Origin of the sequence: Veillonella sp. CHU732 (assembly GCF_003992085.1) — a bacterium.
In the GTDB taxonomy this organism is placed as follows: Bacteria; Bacillota; Negativicutes; order Veillonellales; family Veillonellaceae; genus F0422.
Window position 1 is genome coordinate 80194 of the sequence record NZ_RQVC01000006.1, and the last position, 16958, is coordinate 97151.

Sequence of the window (16958 nt, forward strand, 5' to 3'; positions counted from 1 at the left end):
TTATTTTTTATTCACTTTACGGGATAAATAGTCACCTGCACTTTGGATGACTTGTACTAATACAATTAAGATGATGATAGTAGCTAACATCACATCTCCTTGGAAACGTTGGTATCCATAGCGAATCGCAATATCCCCAAGACCGCCACCACCGATAGCACCTGCCATAGCAGAATAGCTAATTAAGTTAACGATTAGGACCGTAATATTATCGATTAATGTTGGTAACGCTTCTGGCAACAACACTTTCCAAATAATCTGCAATGGTGTAGCCCCCATGGATTGAGCTGCCTCAATAACACCTCCATTCACTTCTTTGATGGCTGTTTCTACTAAACGAGCTAAGAATGGGATGGCCGCCAATGTCAATGGCACACAAGCTGCTGTAGTACCAATGGATGTACCTGCTACTAATCGAGTAAATGGAATGATGGCTACCATTAAAATGATGAACGGAATGGAACGTGTGGCATTTACGATAGCGCCTAGCACTTTATTCACCGCTTCATTTTGCATGATATGACCACGGCTGGTGATGACTAAAACTACGCCCAATGGAACCCCTATTAGAACGGCTACTACAGTGGAAATCACCGTCATTTGTATGGTTTCTAAGAAACCTTGTAGCAATAAATTAATGATTTGCTGTGACATAACCGATCACCTCGCTTCCAATTGGTAAATTATGTAAGTAGTCGATAGCCGCTTCTGATTTAGCGCGCTCGCCTTTTAATTCTACAATCAAATGTCCAAAGCTCATATCTTGAATATAATCGACACCGCCAAATAAGATGCTTACATCTGTATCAAATTTACGGATGATACTTGCCACCACAGGTTCATCTGTTACATTGCCTTTGAAAGTCAATCGTACAATCGGATTGGCTCCTTCTACCCAAGCTTCATTTAACGTCAAGTGAGCCAATGCATCTTCTGGCAAATCACGTCTGATAATAGCAGACACGAATTCTTTCGTTGTAGCTTGTTTTGGCTCTGTAAATACATCTACTACAGGACCTTCTTCAATAATCGTACCACCTTCAATAACGGCTACGCGATCACAAATCTCTTTGATGACATTCATTTCATGAGTAATCAAGACGATAGTCAAGTTTAATCGGCGATTAATGTCTTTCAACAATGCCAAAATAGATTTTGTTGTTTGTGGGTCAAGGGCTGACGTAGCTTCGTCACATAATAACACTTTTGGGTTGCTTGCTAAGGCACGGGCAATACCGACACGTTGTTTTTGACCACCGGACAATTGAGACGGATAGTTGTCTAAACGATCCGACAATTTTACTATGTCCAAAATTGGCAAAATACGCTCTCTGATTTCTTCCTTTGACAATCCTTGCAATTCCAATGGAAATGCTACATTTTCATAGACTGTGCGGGATGAAAGTAAATTAAAGTGTTGGAAAATCATACCAATATGTTTGCGTTCTTCACGAAGTTCTGCTGTGTTCAACTTCGTTAAATCTACACCGTCCACAATAACGGATCCAGATGTAGGGCGTTCCAACATATTGATACAGCGAATCAAGGTAGATTTACCGGCCCCAGATTGACCAATAACACCAAAAATTTCGCCTTCTTTTATAGTCACATTAATTTCTTTCAAGGCTTCCACGCGGACAGCACCTTCATAGACTTTTCGAATCTGTTTAAGTTCTATCATGAAATCCTCTCCTTTTCAAACTAAATAAAATAAGAGCTCTCAGTAACCTAAGAGCTCTTGGGTATGCATAAATTGTACAATGTGAGTAGACAGACTGTCAATAATTCCCACTATACTACTTGCCTATCGTCTTTTATAGCTTAAATCTATATCTTCATATTTAGAGGTGCTTGCTCTTTATAACAAGTACCCTATTATCCTAATCAGTTAAACCGCTCTAACTCACTTGATACCTTCATCTTTACGTACTTTAAACAGTTTTATGAAAGTATCCAATTTCTACTAGCATGAAAATTCCTCATTATAAATCAATGAAAGCTAGCATTTCCAATAAATACATTCACTATCTAAAGAAACTATTCTTCCTCGTATACTAGCCATACACTAATTATCAGGTATTTCTATACAAATACCTGTACTTTTCGTAATGACAGCGAGCAATAGTCGGATGAATATACTCCCTTACATACAATTCACATACTAGCTAGTCTTGTTTCTGGAGCTTAATGCCACCACGTTTTGCAATGAATGCAGCTAAGAAAATACCACAAGTGCCTGTAATTAATTGTGGCCAACCCATGCTGAACAAGATGCCTTTTTTCATCGCTTCAGGAATACCCGGCATCAATTGGAATAAAGCCAAGAATAGTCCATAAAGAACTACACTTTTTACGATAGCCCCTGTAATAGCTGTCATCCATACACGTTTTGTTCCTAATACCTTTACAGTAATTGCATATGCCATGCTACCAATAGCCACCACAGGTACAAATAGAGGTATGGTCAACATACCTTGTATAAATGCCATAATCGGTGTCACACAAGCTACAACGAATCCACTCCACAAACCATAGCGCCACGTAGCCAGTGCCGTACAAGCGCCTACGATGGAGCCCACTAAAAATTGCACTAAACCGTGCATAGGAATAATCATGCGAAGAAATCCTTGGCTTAGCAAAGCAATTGCTAAGAGCAAGGCACTTCCTGTTATTGTTTTGACTGACATTATGCTAACCCTTCTTCCATTAAATGTTGTAATTGTTCAGCTAATACTTTTGCTGCTTTACCTGGTTTACCATCACCTACAGGCTCACGATTCAAGGTGGTAATCGGAATAATGCCACCAATCGTATCGGTGAAGAAGATTTCGTCTGCATCTTTTAGGAAAGCTTCATCAAATTCACGCTCAATAATCGTAATCCCTGCTGTTGGTGCTACACGAGTTACCACTAACTGACGAGTGATACCCTTTAAAATATGATGGTCGGCTGGATGCGTATAACACACACCATCTTTCATCACAAATACATTAGATGTAGCCCCTTCTGTAACGATGCCATCACGCACTAAAATAGCTGTATAAGCACCTTTTTTCTCGGCTTTTGTTTGTGCCAAAATATTAGGAATTAAGTTTAGTGTTTTGATGTCTACACGAGCCCACCGTTCATCAGGTAATGTAATGGCTTTTACACCTTCTTGCAAGGCCCCTAAATCCGTTGTAATCGGTTTAATAAACATATACATTTGCGGTTCTAATTTAGAACGCTCAAACGCATGATGACGTGGTGTTACCCCACGAGTAATCTGTAAGTAAATATATCCATCAGTAATTTCACTTTGTTCAATCATGATTTCGTGCAACTCTTGCAGCTCATCAGGAGGCATGCGCACAGGAATATCCATTTCACGCATCGAACGATACAAGCGATCTTGATGATAGGAAAAGGCAAAAGCGCGACCATTATATACACGCACTACCTCGTATACACCATCACCAAAACAATATCCTCTATCATCAAGACTAACCACCTTGGCGCCAGACTCTATCATCTCGCCATTAAAATATGTTAATTCTTTCATAATAACACCTCATAGCATACATACGAATCAAGTATTACTTTCATTATAGTACAGACAACTATAAAATTCTACACCTTTTACATCAAATCTCCTGTAGAAGCAAACAATCTACCACTAACGCAAACTAAGCAACGCGCAAGTTTGCAAATAACGTCCTTCCACCTGAGGAGCACAGTTACGAGTAGTAGCCTTGTGGCGTTCCTTACTACCTAAATCACACAAATACTAGAAGAGCACGGTGTATTCCGGAGCAAACCTAACCACTGTATCAGTTTGTGGAGGAATATGCCGTGCTCTTCCCATCCCCTGAGGAACGCAGTTACACGTAGCAGCCTTGTGGCGTTCCTTATTACCTACCCCACACAAAACCCAAGAAGAGCACGGCGTGCCTCGAACAAACATTATGAAATGCATTTTGAGAGAGGTATGCCGTGCTCTTCCCTTTGCTTATTCAGTTACAAACGCCACAGACTGCATAGCAAAACAAGAGACGACTTACTTGCCTAACACATAAGCCCGTACTTGTTTCGGCAATATTTCTAATCCTTTTGTCACTCCAAAGGACAAGATCACTGCGCTCACATACATAAAAACGACTGTTGTCGTTGTATATCCTAATCCGCCGATTTGCAAAACTTTATCTAACAGAATCAACATAAATGGATGTACCAAATAAATCCCATAGGATGCATTTCCCAATTCTGTCCAAAAGGTTTCCACTATGTCACTCATGGATGACACGGTGAAAGCCCACACAAAAAAGATACAGCCCATACCTGTATACACCAATCCTTGTGGACTTAGTTGATGTACTGTGTAAATGGCCTCTAGTCGAGTATATCCCCACTCTGCCATTACATAGTAATAGGAGCCTAGCATCGCCACTAAAGATACGATAAATCCAACAGTAATACCAAAACCGCGGGAGTCAATCCATTCCAACATTGCATCAAATCGCTCTGCTAATAGTCCACCTAATAGGAAAATCCATATATAAAATCCTACAAAATAATTGAGGCGCATGCTAAATATGTACTGCAACCATTCTCGGGAAAATTGTACAGAACCTGCCATATAAGATGACCAATAGTTCACTGCCATTTGCACAAAAAATAATATAGTAATCAGCACTATGGGAGCTTTCAGTATAGCCCGTAGGACCCATCGCCAAAGTGGCATCAAAGCGTAAAACCAAAGAAGTATGACTAGAAAATACAGGTGATACATACCATTTCCAAAAAGTAGAGTCAACCCTAACACATGTGGCATCAGTCCCCATGCACTATGCGCTAGCACCGCATTATAGGCTGTATATAAAATAGTCCATACAATGTATGGATAGAGCACTACTTGTATACGCCGGCGCAAAAAATTGGAGTAAGAAAATTCATCCTCCACCGATGTATGATAAAACAATCCGAAGGCGGATAGGAAGAAAAAGGCTGGCACTGTAAAACGAGACACAATTTCTAACAGTCCTAATAGATGTATATTAATCGTAGGGTTTGCTAGTGCATAGGACCCTACATGAATACCGATAACACCTAACATACAAAGTCCCCGCATATAGGTGATAGCCGGTATAGCTGGCTTTCTCATAATCCCTCCAAAAAAGAGGGGCTACGCCCCCTCTTCTTGTATGACATAACATTATTGAGCTTGTTTCAATTTCGTTGCTTCTGCCTCTGCTTTTTCTTTAGCAGCCTTTGCCTCAGCTTCCGCCTTTGCTTTCGCTTCTGCTTCTAGTCGTTCTCGTTCTGCCGCTTCACGTTGTAAACGCAATTCTTTTTGTAAAGGAGCCACCGGCTCACGATATACTGTAATATCTGTTTCAAACAATCGTCCCCATGGGAATCGAGCTGATACCGTGCGTGGATCCAATTTTAAATAAGTTGCTGCAAAGTCCTGCACACGCTCACCTAAATAGCTTTCTAACACTTCATTTAAGGTGCCTGTATATTTCACATTATCTGTACGAATGGAGTCTTGCATACGATACACATCTTTACGAATATTCGCTTGATACGCCCAGTTATCCAAGTATTGTTGTGTCAACATATTTCGATGACTTTGGTCATCCATGTGCACTCCTAAAATACCTTGTGCTATGGCATAGCCAATAGTATTACTTGCCGTATTCCACCCATTATAGGCACTGACTTTATACAGTAAATCCCGTTGGTACAATCCATAGACCAACGTATTATCCGAACCATTGGAATAAGCAATGTCTGCAATACTAACAGGTACTCCTTGGTTCATAGATGCTTGAATGTGATCTAAAAATTCATTAGTACTTCTAGAAATCATTGGGAAGTTTTCAAAGGCTTCTGACTCACCTGTGACCATACCTAGTGGAGTATTCACTGCTAGTAATACTGATGGTTTGCCTTTGGCTTTCATCGTGCCACCTACAGCTACCACATGTTCGGCAATCGTTTTTTCTACCTTTTGATCTTCATAGTGTGGCACCGTCTCGCCACCACCACCTAATGGATAGATAACCTCGAAGGTAGGCATTAAGTGATTGCGATCTACATGGTCACGAGCAATCAATAGTAGGCCTAATTGGTCAGCCCCTGGAAAACTACCATATTGTGTAGGAGAAAGTCCTTTACTATATTTTTGTAAATAGCGACCTTCCATAGCTGATTGAGATAAACTACTCGTATCGTCATGCCCCAACGCAAAATATTTAAAAACACCTTTTTTCGTAATATCAATCAACTGACGGTTGATTTCCATATTTTTTTGACGACGATGGAACCAGTCTTGTAGAAACTCCACCGGCACTGTAGCTTGCAACATGAACAACTCTTTTTGTTCATCTGAGGTCAATTTTTGGCTGTCTAATTTATCTTGTAATGCGGCAATCCGGAAAATCGTCGGTCCATATTGATCATAATAGGCTGGCTCCACACCGCCTCCACTAGCACGTGGAGAGCGCATCACCGTACCAAAGGCATAGATTGGCACATTGGGATATTTTTTGTGTAAGTCCTCGATATGACGCACACGATATTCCAACGTATGCAAATCTAAATTATGTTTTCTAGAATCTACAAGGCCACCATAAATTAAGGAATCTGTACTTAGCACGAGCACATCCGCTTTGCTAACATTCTCGTCCACCCATCTCCACATGGCCTCCGCATTTCCTTGAAAGTTTCGCCCAGAAATATAGTATTGTGGTGGTGTTAACACCGTATATCCTGCATCTTGAGCCGTCGCCACCGTATAGGCTAAGCTGACCGGCCGATCATCTTGTGGTACATACAGCACCGTCGTAGCCTCTGCAGTACTTGCATGACTCAGTATCGCTGTGGCAATGGCTGTAGCCATCACAGCAAACTTACGTCGCCATAATTGTTTACTCATATTCAATATCTCTCCTATTGCATAGCATAGTTGCTAGTTATCTTCTTAGTGAATCCTGTTCTTTCTGTATTATACTTTCACAAAATATATTTGTATATTTGTATATTTTTAATATATTGGCAATGTATGGATAATTGAGAATTATTTTTCTCAATTACTATACCAACCAATATTCTCTTTTATATAGCTTATTAATAAAATCTTTTATCATCTTTTTAAATGTAACAAGCCTGTATCTTATAAACTTTCAATACTACTGAAAGTCTAGACTGCATGTACACCATCAAATAGTATAATCATCGATGAATCCGATCAATACGCGGCAGATTCCAATGATATTCAATGGCTACCATGCGAATGATGAAAACGATGAGAAATGTCACATAAGATGCCACAATTGGATGTCCCATACCATACACTACAAAGTAGGAGATACCTCCTAATAAGGCCGGCAAGGCATACACTTCTTCTTTCAACACACTCGGCGTGCGATGCGCTAACACATCTCGGATAATACCGCCACCCACAGCTGTAATTCCACCTAATACAACGGTGAGCACCAAGTTAGTTGGATCTGTAGCTATTCCAATTGTGGCTCCTGTCACTGTGAAAGAAGCCAACCCTAAGGCATCCGCTGTAAGATATACCTTCGTTGCCCCTTTACCTTCAATATAACGATTCCAACCATAGTGATACATGATGAACATAATACCAACCGTAATTAACGTGATAGAAATATATAATCCCGTTTGCAAGGATGTAGGCGGTATACGTCCTACCATCACATCCCGTACAATCCCACCGCCAATAGCAGTGACCAACGCTAACATCAAAATACCAAAAATATCCATACGCCGTTGAATCCCCAAAAGAGCTCCCGATATGGCAAAAGCTATCGTTCCGATGACGTCAAATAATAACCATAAAAAATCCATACAACGCCTCCTCATACGGAATTATTGTACCATTCTTTTGCATAAGATACTAGATATTTTATAACGCAAAAAGGACGGAGGCAACCGTCCGCTTATCTCCTAGCTTTTCCACCTTCCACCCTCTACAGGAGGCAAGATAAGGGGCAAAACTAACGTATATAATCACCTCATAAACAAGGCTATCAGCTGTACGGCTTTTAGTCTTGTTTCTCTATTTTCTGACTATTTATAAGGGTATGACCTTAAAAAATAATGCTCTTATTTCGCCTGTACGGGGCTTTTCCATAGTCGCCCTATAGTTTATACCTAAGCTATGATAAACACACAATAAGGGCGAATATTCGCATACATTCATGGGTAAAATATGGTATACTCTATGTAACCCTTTATTTAAAGAAAGGGGGTGAGCCCTAAATGGGTGACTTTAACATTTTATGCATTGGCGTCTTTCTCGCCCCTGTTCTTCAAGGTATCTTGATCCATATTATTTCATATATGGTTATTGAGTTCTTCAAGAACAGAAAATAAGAAAGCAAAAAGGACGGTCGCACCCGTCCTTTTTTGTTTACCCTATAATGGGGACTATAACATTTATTGAGTTAATTATATACCATCTTGCCACAAAATACAAGAATTGCTTTGTGACTCCTTATGAGGGGCAAGGTAGGGGGCAAAAAAATCTTTGAGGTGCCTTAATTTATGTTATGTCACAGATATCACCGGAGTTCTTTAAGAACAGAAAATAGAAAGCAAAAAGGGCCTTTGGCCCTGACCCAGTTAGGTTCTATCCCCATAGTAGAGAATATAACATTATTGTAATAATTATATACCAACCTGTTCTAGAATACAACGGACATAATAATAAAAGCGTCTATGCAACGCATAAACGCTTTTAAACCTTGGCGGAGAGAGAGGGATTTGAACCCTCGGTACGGTATCACCGCACACATGATTTCCAATCATGCTCCTTAAGCCGCTCGGACACCTCTCCAAGTGAATACTTAATTATTATAAACCACTAAATACATTCCGTCAAGCCCTTTTTTCTCCCCAATAGAATATCGCAGTGAGCGTTAAAATATCCTGTGGAGTTCCTTCACCAAAACTAAACAACTCCATTCAAACACACAGAGAAACGCAGTTGCGCGTAGTAGCATTGTGGCGACCCTTACTAGCTAATTTGCATACCCCACAAGAAGAGTGCGCCCCCTCTGTAAGGAACACAGTTGCGCGTAGTAGCCTTGTGGCATTTTTTACTACCTAAATCACAAAAATGCAAGAAGAGCACGGTGTGCCCCCGAACAAACATTATGAAATACCGTTTGAGAGGGGGGTATACCGTGCTCTTCCCTTTACACCATTCAGTAAAAATGCCACAGGCTACATAGCACAGCAAGAAACGATTTAGCGAGGTAGATACCCCAAATGCTGCAGCAATATTTTCACTCCAATTAAGATCAATATAACGCCCCCAGCCATTTCCGCTCTTTCACGGAATGCTTTCATCATATGGTACCCACTAAATATGCCTACCAGACATACCAAGAAGGTAATCACACCAATGGTAACTGACGTAGTAAGTACATCCGCATGTAATAACGCAATAGTGACTCCCACTGCCAATGCATCGATACTAGTGGCAATGGACAAGGCTAACATTTCTTTCCAATCCACCTTTGTTTTATCTTCTTCCTCATCGCTGAGAGAGGCACGAATCATATTAATACCCAAATAGCCTAAGGTAATAAAAATAACCCAGTGGTCCCATTCATCAAAGTTCTGCGAAAACTGAGCTCCTACGGCTGCCCCTATAATAGGCATCATGCATTGAAAGGCACCAAATAAAAATGCTAACAATACTTTCTTATAAGTAGGATCATCTTTCATTTGTGATGATTTACAAATAGAAACAGCAAAGGCATCCATGGCAAGACCTACCGATAAAATCAATATTTCAAGGTATGACACAAGTCCCTCCTGTAAATAACAACAAAAGTGCTTGGCAATCCCAAGCACTTTTCCTTAAAAATATTACATTTCATATAGAGAACTGCAATTATTTTTAGTACTAATTCCATTATTATACATCACCTAAGGCTAATAGGGAATAGGCTTCTAGTCCCATTGTGGCATCATTTTCAATTTGTATAGTTCGTTGTAATTCTGTACGCAACGATTCCAATACTTGTTTTGTAAAGAATTGGCCTACATCTGGATGAACCACAATGGATACATCCGTTTTTAAGCGACCAAAGCGATACAATTCACGCAAACGGCGCAAGATTTGTAAATGTACCGTTTCTCCTTTTAACACATGCCCAGTGCCACCACAGCTGGAACAAGTATCAAAAAGGATAGAGGGAATACTTTGGCGCTCCCGTTTCCGTGTCAATTCCAACAACCCTAAGGATGTAATACCACATACCACGGTTTTAATAGGATCTTTTTTCACTAGATGATGCATCAACTGCACAAGTTCTTCCATATCCTGCTTCGGCATATCGATAAAGTCGCAGATGATGATACCTCCAAGATTCCGCAATCGCAATTGTCGAGCAATCATATGGGCCGCTTCTTGGTTGACACGTTTCGCTACCTGTCCCGCTTGTTCATTCTTACCACTGTAATGAGCCGAGTTGACATCGATTACCGTGAGCGCCTCTGTTTGATCAATCTGCAAAGAACCACCAGATGGCAAATCAATACGATGATTTAACAGCGCATCGATTTGTTCTTCGATACCATGTGTCTTAAAAATGTCTTCCTTTTGATTCCACAAACTCACGTCTACAGGCTTACCAAATCGTCCTGCCCCTAAGAGCTGCTGCAACTCTTCATAGGCAGCCATATCATCCACCATAATGGAACCTACCGTAGGCCCTACATAATCACGGATGACACGATACCAAAGGTTCGCATCTCCATAAATTTCCGTTCCATTCTGTGCTACCTTGTAGCGCTTTTGCAAGTGTTCCCAAGTCTGATGTAAATAAGCCATATCCCTGGCAATCTCTTCTTGACTCGCCCCCATAGCGGCAGTGCGAAGAATAAATCCGACACCTCGCTCTAAATAAGGTTGTGCCATATCTTTTAAAGACTGACGCAACTCTGGGTCTGTAATCTTTTTAGAAATATGAATCTGTTGATCATTGGGCAATAAGACCATGTAATGACCAGCTAAACTTATATCTGTAGTAACACGCGCACTTTTACCAAGCATGGCATCTTTTACAATTTGCACGAGCAGTACTTCCCCTACATGTACTTTTTTCTGTTTCCCTTGTTCTTGTAGGTTTAGGTACACATTTTGACCGATGCCAATGTCGAGGAAAGCTGCACTCATGCCAGGTAAAACATTTTTCACTACCCCTTTATACATATGATGTACGCGATTTGATAGCTGTGGTCGTTCATATATAATTTGTTGTAAATCCCCTGTCTCATCCACAATGGCAAGACGGGTTTCCTCTTTCATCACATTGGCATATAATCGATTCATAGTCTCTCCTTATTCCACTTCTAGAGGCGTAATACAAGCCCCATCCGTTTCAATCAAAATCGCTTCACGGTGAATAGAATAACTATCTGTTACGGGCCAACCGTATTGCTCTTTGCCCAATTTCCACATATCCCCTGGCTTCATAGTCCCTTCTGGATATACGCCAATAGCCATACGAATTGTTACCATATCTCCGTCTACCTTTGCTACCAATGGTTCTTTAATGAAATATTTCACATCAATCATTCTTGTTTTCTTCGGTGTTACTTTTTCATATAATACTTCATTTGCACTATTAAAAGGTTCCAGCAACTGTTCCCAATTTGCGCGTTCTACAGCGGGACCTGTCACCTCATAGACAGCATAATTGCAAATAGCCATCATTTTTTTTACTTTATCCGGCATGAATCGTCCATCCAACACTTCTAAGCCTTTTGGCGCTGATTGTGAAAGTCGGCTCATCAATTCATCTAATGACCCTTCTTCTAACACATCCATATCGCAATATTCAGCACTCGCAGTAATTCCCAGCGCTAGGGCAGAGGAAAAGCTAATTTTCATATGTGGATTAAATCCCTCAGAATAAGCCATTTTAATCCCACTGCGACGAATCATACGCTCTATAGCAGAGGCATAATCTAAATGGGATAAAAAGCGAAGTTCTTCTCCCTTATGTAAGGCCAAACGTAACTTTCTCAACACGTCCACCCTCCTTATAATCAATAATTGGTGTGCCTAGCTCTGGGCAAGCATTACAGCCATTACATGGCTTACGACGGCAATCCCACGTCAACGTACCTTCTACAGCACGCTCCCATTCACGTTGTAAAAAGGCTTTACTTACGGTGTCATCAATATGTTCCCAAGGCAATGCCTCTTCAAAACTACGGTCACGGCGAGCATAATAATCTGGATCAATATTCGTATCTTTGAAAGCCTGCATCCAGGTATCGTATTTAAAATACTCTGTCCAGCCATCAAATTTACAGCCATGTTTCCATGCCTCTATAACGGATAGCGCTAATCGTCTATCTCCACGAGCAAAGATAGCCTCTAAATACCCTGTATGTCCATCATGATAATGATAGGAAATATTGCGATTGTTGATAAGAGATTTTAAATATCTCTGTTTACGATGAATTTCCTCTACATCTTGTTGACCATACCATTGGTAAGGGGAGTGTGTTTTCGGTACGAAGAAAGAACAACTCACTGTCACCTTGCCATTACGTTTACCTGTAATATCACGATGTAAATCCAATACTTTATAAGCTAAGTCAGCAATGCCTGCTACGTCTTCGTCGGTTTCTGTTGGCAAGCCCATCATGAAATAGAGCTTTACTGTATTCCAACCAGATTTGAAAGCATTTTCACAGGCTGCCATCAAATCTTCTTCACTAACACCTTTGTTAATCACATCACGCATACGTTGAGAGCCTGCTTCTGGAGCAAAGGTTAAGCCACTTTTACGCACTTGCTGCACTTTTTTTGCAATATCAATAGAGAATGCATCAATACGTAAAGATGGTAAACTAACGCTGACTTGTTTATCTTTAAATTCTTCCATCAGCATATCCACTAATTCCGGCAATTTAGAATAATCGGCAGAACTTAGAGACATTAAAGAAATTTCATTATATCCCGTATTGGCGATAATATCCTTTGCCATTTGTAATAATCGTTCCGGCGTTCTTTCACGAACAGGACGATATAACATACCAGCTTGGCAGAAACGACAGCCTCGCAAACAACCACGGAATAATTCTAATACAGCCCGATCATGGACTACGTCTAAATATGGCACAATCGGCGCTGTCGGATAATAGGAGTGTTCCACATCTTCGACGATACGTTTTTTTACTACTGATGGCGCTTCCTCTGCCAAAATTTTTAATCCTTTAAAATGACCGTCCTCTGTGTATTCTGGTTCATATAAAGCAGGCACATAGGTCCCTTCAATTAAGGCTGCTTTGCGCAAGAATGCCTCTTTACCGCCTGGAAACCCTTTCACTTTTTCTGCTTTAAATAGTTCTACAAATTCTACAAGCCATTCTTCCGATTCACCGATAGACACGATATCAAAAAAATCTGCAATAGGTTCAATATTATATACACAAGGTCCCCCTGCTAATAGCAATGGGAAAGACATATCTCGATCTTTGCTATAGAAAGGGATATCTGCCATATCCAGCATATTCAAGATGTTGGTATAGCTCATTTCATATTGCAATGTAAATCCCAATAGATCAAATTCCCGAATTGGTGTTTTTGTTTCCAAGGAAAATAAAGGAATCGTACGGTCTCGCATTTCCTTTTCCATGTCGTGCCAAGGCGCAAAGACACGCTCAGCCACCACATCTTGACGTTCATTTAACAAACCATATAAAATTTTTATTCCTAAATGGCTCATACTTACTTCATATACATCAGGAAATGCCAAGGCCATTGTCACATCCACTGTACTGTGGTCTTTTACAATGCTATTCCATTCCCCTCCGGTATAGCGAGCCGGTTTTTCCACATGTTGTAACCATGATGGATCTAAGTGAATCATACAACCTCACTAGAGGCATAAGCCTCATTTCTAACAATTAAAACATGCGTTTTTTCTGACGCATTACTATATTTAATAATAAACCTATACTCAATAGATTGGTGGTCAAAGCACTAACACCATAACTGATGAAAGGCAATGGGATCCCTGTTACTGGCATAATACCTGTCGTCATGCCTACATTGACTAACACTTCAAATAACAGCATGGAGCCAATACCTGTGGCAATCAACATACCAAAGGGATCTACCGAGCGTTTCGCAATTAAGAAACTACGATACACAACCACCAATAGTAATCCTAAGACCACAAAACAACCTAGAAGACCTAATTCTTCCCCCACCACGGAGAAAATAAAGTCCGTATGGTTTTCCGGTAAAAAGTTCAACTGACTTTGGGTTCCTTCAAAGAGCCCTTTACCAAATAGTAAGCCTGAACCAATTGCAATTTTAGATTGGATAATATGATATCCTGCGCCAAAGGGATCTACATTAGGATTCAAAAACACCATAATCCGTTGTTTTTGATACTCTTGTAGTACAAACCAGCTTAACGGCAACAGCGCTACCATAGTGCCAACCATAATTTGCACTAACCGCATACGAATACCGCTCACAAAGAGCATGCCTGCTAATATAGCTACATACACTAAGGATGTCCCCAAATCTGGTTGCTTAAACACCAACAAGGCTGGGATTCCTAAAAATAAGAATACAGGCAATAGCTCTTTAAAAGTATTTAACTTTCCTACTCGACTTTCCAGCATGTTTGCCAAGCTAATGATCATCATCAACTTCGTAAATTCTGATGGTTGTATCGTAATAGGTCCAATCTGAATCCATCGTTGCGCACCTAGTGCCGATGTGCCTACCACCATAACTGCCAAAAGCATAACGATAGTAGCACCATAAATCCACTTTGCATAAGGGCGCAAGCGCTCGTAATCTAACCATTGCAGACCTACAATGGCAACGATATTTAATCCAAAGAATAGCAATTGTTTCGATACTAACCCTGTAATTTGCAGTCCTTCTCGATTGACATGAGTAGCGCTGCCGATAACAACACAACCAATGATAATCAAGCTGATGGTGGAGAGCACCAAAATCCAATCCCATTCACGTATAATTCTCTGCCACATAGTATACTCCTAGTCTACCTTTTGTTCTTTTCCAGAGGCGATTTCTTTTTTAGCAGCCTCTTTCTTATCATCCGCAGGGACTACGACCGGCTTAGGAATGTGAAAGTATTCTTCCAAAATAGGGCGTACAATGGACCCTGCAGAAACGGCACCAAAGCCGCCTTGTTCTACCAGAGCTACTACAACGATACGAGGCTTGTCATACGGTGCATAGGCAACGAACCAACCATGGTCACGGCCAGTAGCATTTTCCGCCGTTCCCGTTTTACCAGCTACGGCTAAGGATAAGCCTTTAAAAATTTCCCCTGCCGTACCACCTTCCAAGGTTACGTCTCTAAGACCATTGCGAACAATATCCATGACGGCTTTCGATACTTGCAAGACTCCTAATTTCTTAGGCCCAAAAATCTCTTCTGGCGTTCCATCAGCATTATCGATACGACTCACTACATACGGTTGATAGCGAATCCCTCCGTTAGCAATCTCAGACATCATCACTGCCATTTGTATCGGCGTCACCAATGTGAAAGACTGTCCAATAGCGGCATCGAATGTTTCCCCTAAGTACCAATCTTGATTAAATACTTTTCGTTTGTATTCGGGACTAGCAATATTACCACTGCCTTCATCATATAACTTGATTCCCGTTTTTTCACCAAGCCCAAAAATCTTCGCATATTTATCGATATTATCGATGCCTAAGCGATTCCCCATTTCATAGAAATACACATTATCTGACTTCGCCAAAGCTTTATTAAAATCCAGCCAGCCTAAGGCTTCTCCTTCTGCATTTCGTTTATCGATTAACCAGTGTTTACCACTGTCATAAATCATTTCATTAGGAGTCACCTTTTTCAATTCTAAGGCCGCTGCCCCCGTAATAATTTTGAAAGGAGACCCTGGCGGATACTCACCAGTAACTACTTTATTTTCAAAAGGATGATTGGCATCTGTATTTAGCTGATTCCATTGTTCCGTAGTAATCCCTTTCGCAAACCAATTCGGATTGAACCCTGGTGCACTCACCATGGCGAGTACCGCCCCTGTATTAGGATCTAGGGCCACTACGGCAGCTCCCTTCGCAGGAATACCTTGTTTTCTAAGCGCTGCTAATTGGTCATAAACAGCTTTTTCAGCCACTTTTTGTAGATTCAAATCAATGGTTAAATGAATATTGCGACCTGGTATGGTGTGTTTACGTCCTACTTCTTCTACAGGGCGTCCACTGGCATCCACCTCTACTTGGCGGCCACCATCCACACCACGTAGCACAGAATCGTACATTTTCTCTAGCCCAGAACGACCTAAAATTGTACCAGGACCAATGGTGCCACCCGTATGTGTTCCGTCTAACTCTGCTTGTTTCGCTTCCGCCAGCTCATCTTCACTGACTTCCCCTACATAGCCCAATAATTGGGATGCCATCGTATCATGAGGATAATAGCGAAGTGGCTCTACATCTACCGTAATACCAGGTAATTCGTGACGATGTTCTTCAATTTTTGTCACCTTGTCTAAGGTCACGTCACTAGCTAATCGGATCGGTTCATAGCCACCCTTATGAGCCTCTATTTTTTCTGCCAATGTTTTCACAGGAATTTGTAAATAGGACGCCAATTGCTCTAGCTCTTTTGGATCCGCCTGCTTTCCAGTGGGCAACATAGACACCATATAGGCAGGTCGTGAACCGACCACAATTTGACCATTTCTATCATACATTAATCCCCGTGTAGCCGTCATAGAGAGCATCCGGAGTCGATTTCCCTCCGCTTTTCCACGGTAATAATCACCTTCAATGGCTTGCAGATAAAATACACGTCCTAGCAAAATAGCAAAAATGATGACGACTATGGTTAGCAATACATCAAAGCGTGTCGTTTTTTTCTTTTTATATAGTGCTTTTAACATAG

Annotated in this window: 14 protein-coding genes and 1 tRNA gene; 1 reads left to right on the forward strand and 14 read right to left on the reverse strand. The window is 40.9% G+C overall.

The features are described 5' to 3' along the window. The 4 genes from EO121_RS04070 to dat all read right to left on the reverse strand — a co-directional run bounded on the left by EO121_RS04070 (position 1) and on the right by dat (position 3541). The gene (locus EO121_RS04070; RefSeq protein WP_127166222.1) at positions 1 to 654 is read right to left on the reverse strand and encodes a methionine ABC transporter permease; all 654 of its coding nucleotides are present in this window, start codon (positions 652 to 654) and stop codon (positions 1 to 3) included. Further along, entirely contained in the window at positions 635 to 1681 is a 1047-nt protein-coding gene (locus EO121_RS04075; protein WP_127166224.1) for a methionine ABC transporter ATP-binding protein, read from the reverse strand. The genes EO121_RS04070 and EO121_RS04075 overlap by 20 nt, the downstream gene beginning before the upstream one ends. A gap of 484 nt (positions 1682 to 2165) precedes the next feature. Beyond that, complete coding sequence (locus tag EO121_RS04080) at positions 2166 to 2687, reverse strand: ECF transporter S component (RefSeq protein WP_127166226.1); 522 nt, start codon at positions 2685 to 2687, stop codon at positions 2166 to 2168. Next, complete coding sequence (gene dat / locus EO121_RS04085; RefSeq protein WP_127166228.1) at positions 2687 to 3541, reverse strand: D-amino-acid transaminase; 855 nt, start codon at positions 3539 to 3541, stop codon at positions 2687 to 2689. The genes EO121_RS04080 and dat overlap by 1 nt, the downstream gene beginning before the upstream one ends. Before the next feature lie 42 nt (positions 3542 to 3583). Between dat and EO121_RS08860 the strand changes: the two genes are divergently transcribed. Beyond that, positions 3584 to 3754, forward strand: coding sequence for a hypothetical protein (locus tag EO121_RS08860; protein WP_370447208.1), 171 nt, complete (start codon positions 3584 to 3586; stop codon positions 3752 to 3754). A gap of 282 nt (positions 3755 to 4036) precedes the next feature. On the opposite strand, the gene EO121_RS04095 is transcribed toward EO121_RS08860, so the two are convergent. The 10 genes from EO121_RS04095 to mrdA form a co-directional block, all read right to left on the reverse strand. Continuing rightward, positions 4037 to 5140, reverse strand: a complete 1104-nt coding sequence (locus EO121_RS04095; RefSeq protein WP_127166230.1) for an acyltransferase — start codon at positions 5138 to 5140, stop codon at positions 4037 to 4039. A gap of 51 nt (positions 5141 to 5191) precedes the next feature. Beyond that, positions 5192 to 6919 carry a DUF4127 family protein gene (locus tag EO121_RS04100; RefSeq protein ID WP_127166232.1) on the reverse strand — a complete coding sequence of 576 codons (1728 nt, stop codon included), beginning with the start codon at positions 6917 to 6919 and terminating at the stop codon, positions 5192 to 5194. A gap of 296 nt (positions 6920 to 7215) precedes the next feature. After that, positions 7216 to 7854 (reverse strand): trimeric intracellular cation channel family protein, encoded by a 639-nt coding sequence (locus EO121_RS04105; RefSeq protein WP_127166234.1) that lies wholly within the window; start codon positions 7852 to 7854, stop codon positions 7216 to 7218. A gap of 900 nt (positions 7855 to 8754) precedes the next feature. Beyond that, positions 8755 to 8845, reverse strand: a tRNA-Ser gene (locus EO121_RS04110). 413 nt (positions 8846 to 9258) lie between these two features. Next, positions 9259 to 9822 carry a manganese efflux pump MntP family protein gene (locus EO121_RS04115; protein ID WP_127166236.1) on the reverse strand — a complete coding sequence of 188 codons (564 nt, stop codon included), beginning with the start codon at positions 9820 to 9822 and terminating at the stop codon, positions 9259 to 9261. A gap of 112 nt (positions 9823 to 9934) precedes the next feature. Then, positions 9935 to 11353 carry an Rne/Rng family ribonuclease gene (locus tag EO121_RS04120; protein ID WP_127166238.1) on the reverse strand — a complete coding sequence of 473 codons (1419 nt, stop codon included), beginning with the start codon at positions 11351 to 11353 and terminating at the stop codon, positions 9935 to 9937. 9 nt (positions 11354 to 11362) lie between these two features. Next, positions 11363 to 12052, reverse strand: coding sequence for a TIGR03936 family radical SAM-associated protein (locus EO121_RS04125; RefSeq protein ID WP_127160411.1), 690 nt, complete (start codon positions 12050 to 12052; stop codon positions 11363 to 11365). After that, positions 12024 to 13907: a TIGR03960 family B12-binding radical SAM protein gene (locus EO121_RS04130; protein WP_127166240.1), complete on the reverse strand. Its 1884-nt coding sequence runs from the start codon at positions 13905 to 13907 to the stop codon at positions 12024 to 12026. The genes EO121_RS04125 and EO121_RS04130 overlap by 29 nt, the downstream gene beginning before the upstream one ends. Positions 13908 to 13944: 37 nt before the next feature. After that, the gene (rodA, locus tag EO121_RS04135) at positions 13945 to 15048 is read right to left on the reverse strand and encodes a rod shape-determining protein RodA (RefSeq protein ID WP_127160373.1); all 1104 of its coding nucleotides are present in this window, start codon (positions 15046 to 15048) and stop codon (positions 13945 to 13947) included. A gap of 9 nt (positions 15049 to 15057) precedes the next feature. Then, on the reverse strand, positions 15058 to 16956 hold the full coding sequence (mrdA, locus tag EO121_RS04140) for a penicillin-binding protein 2 (protein WP_127166242.1): 1899 nt from the start codon (positions 16954 to 16956) through the stop codon (positions 15058 to 15060). Positions 16957 to 16958 lie beyond the last annotated feature (2 nt).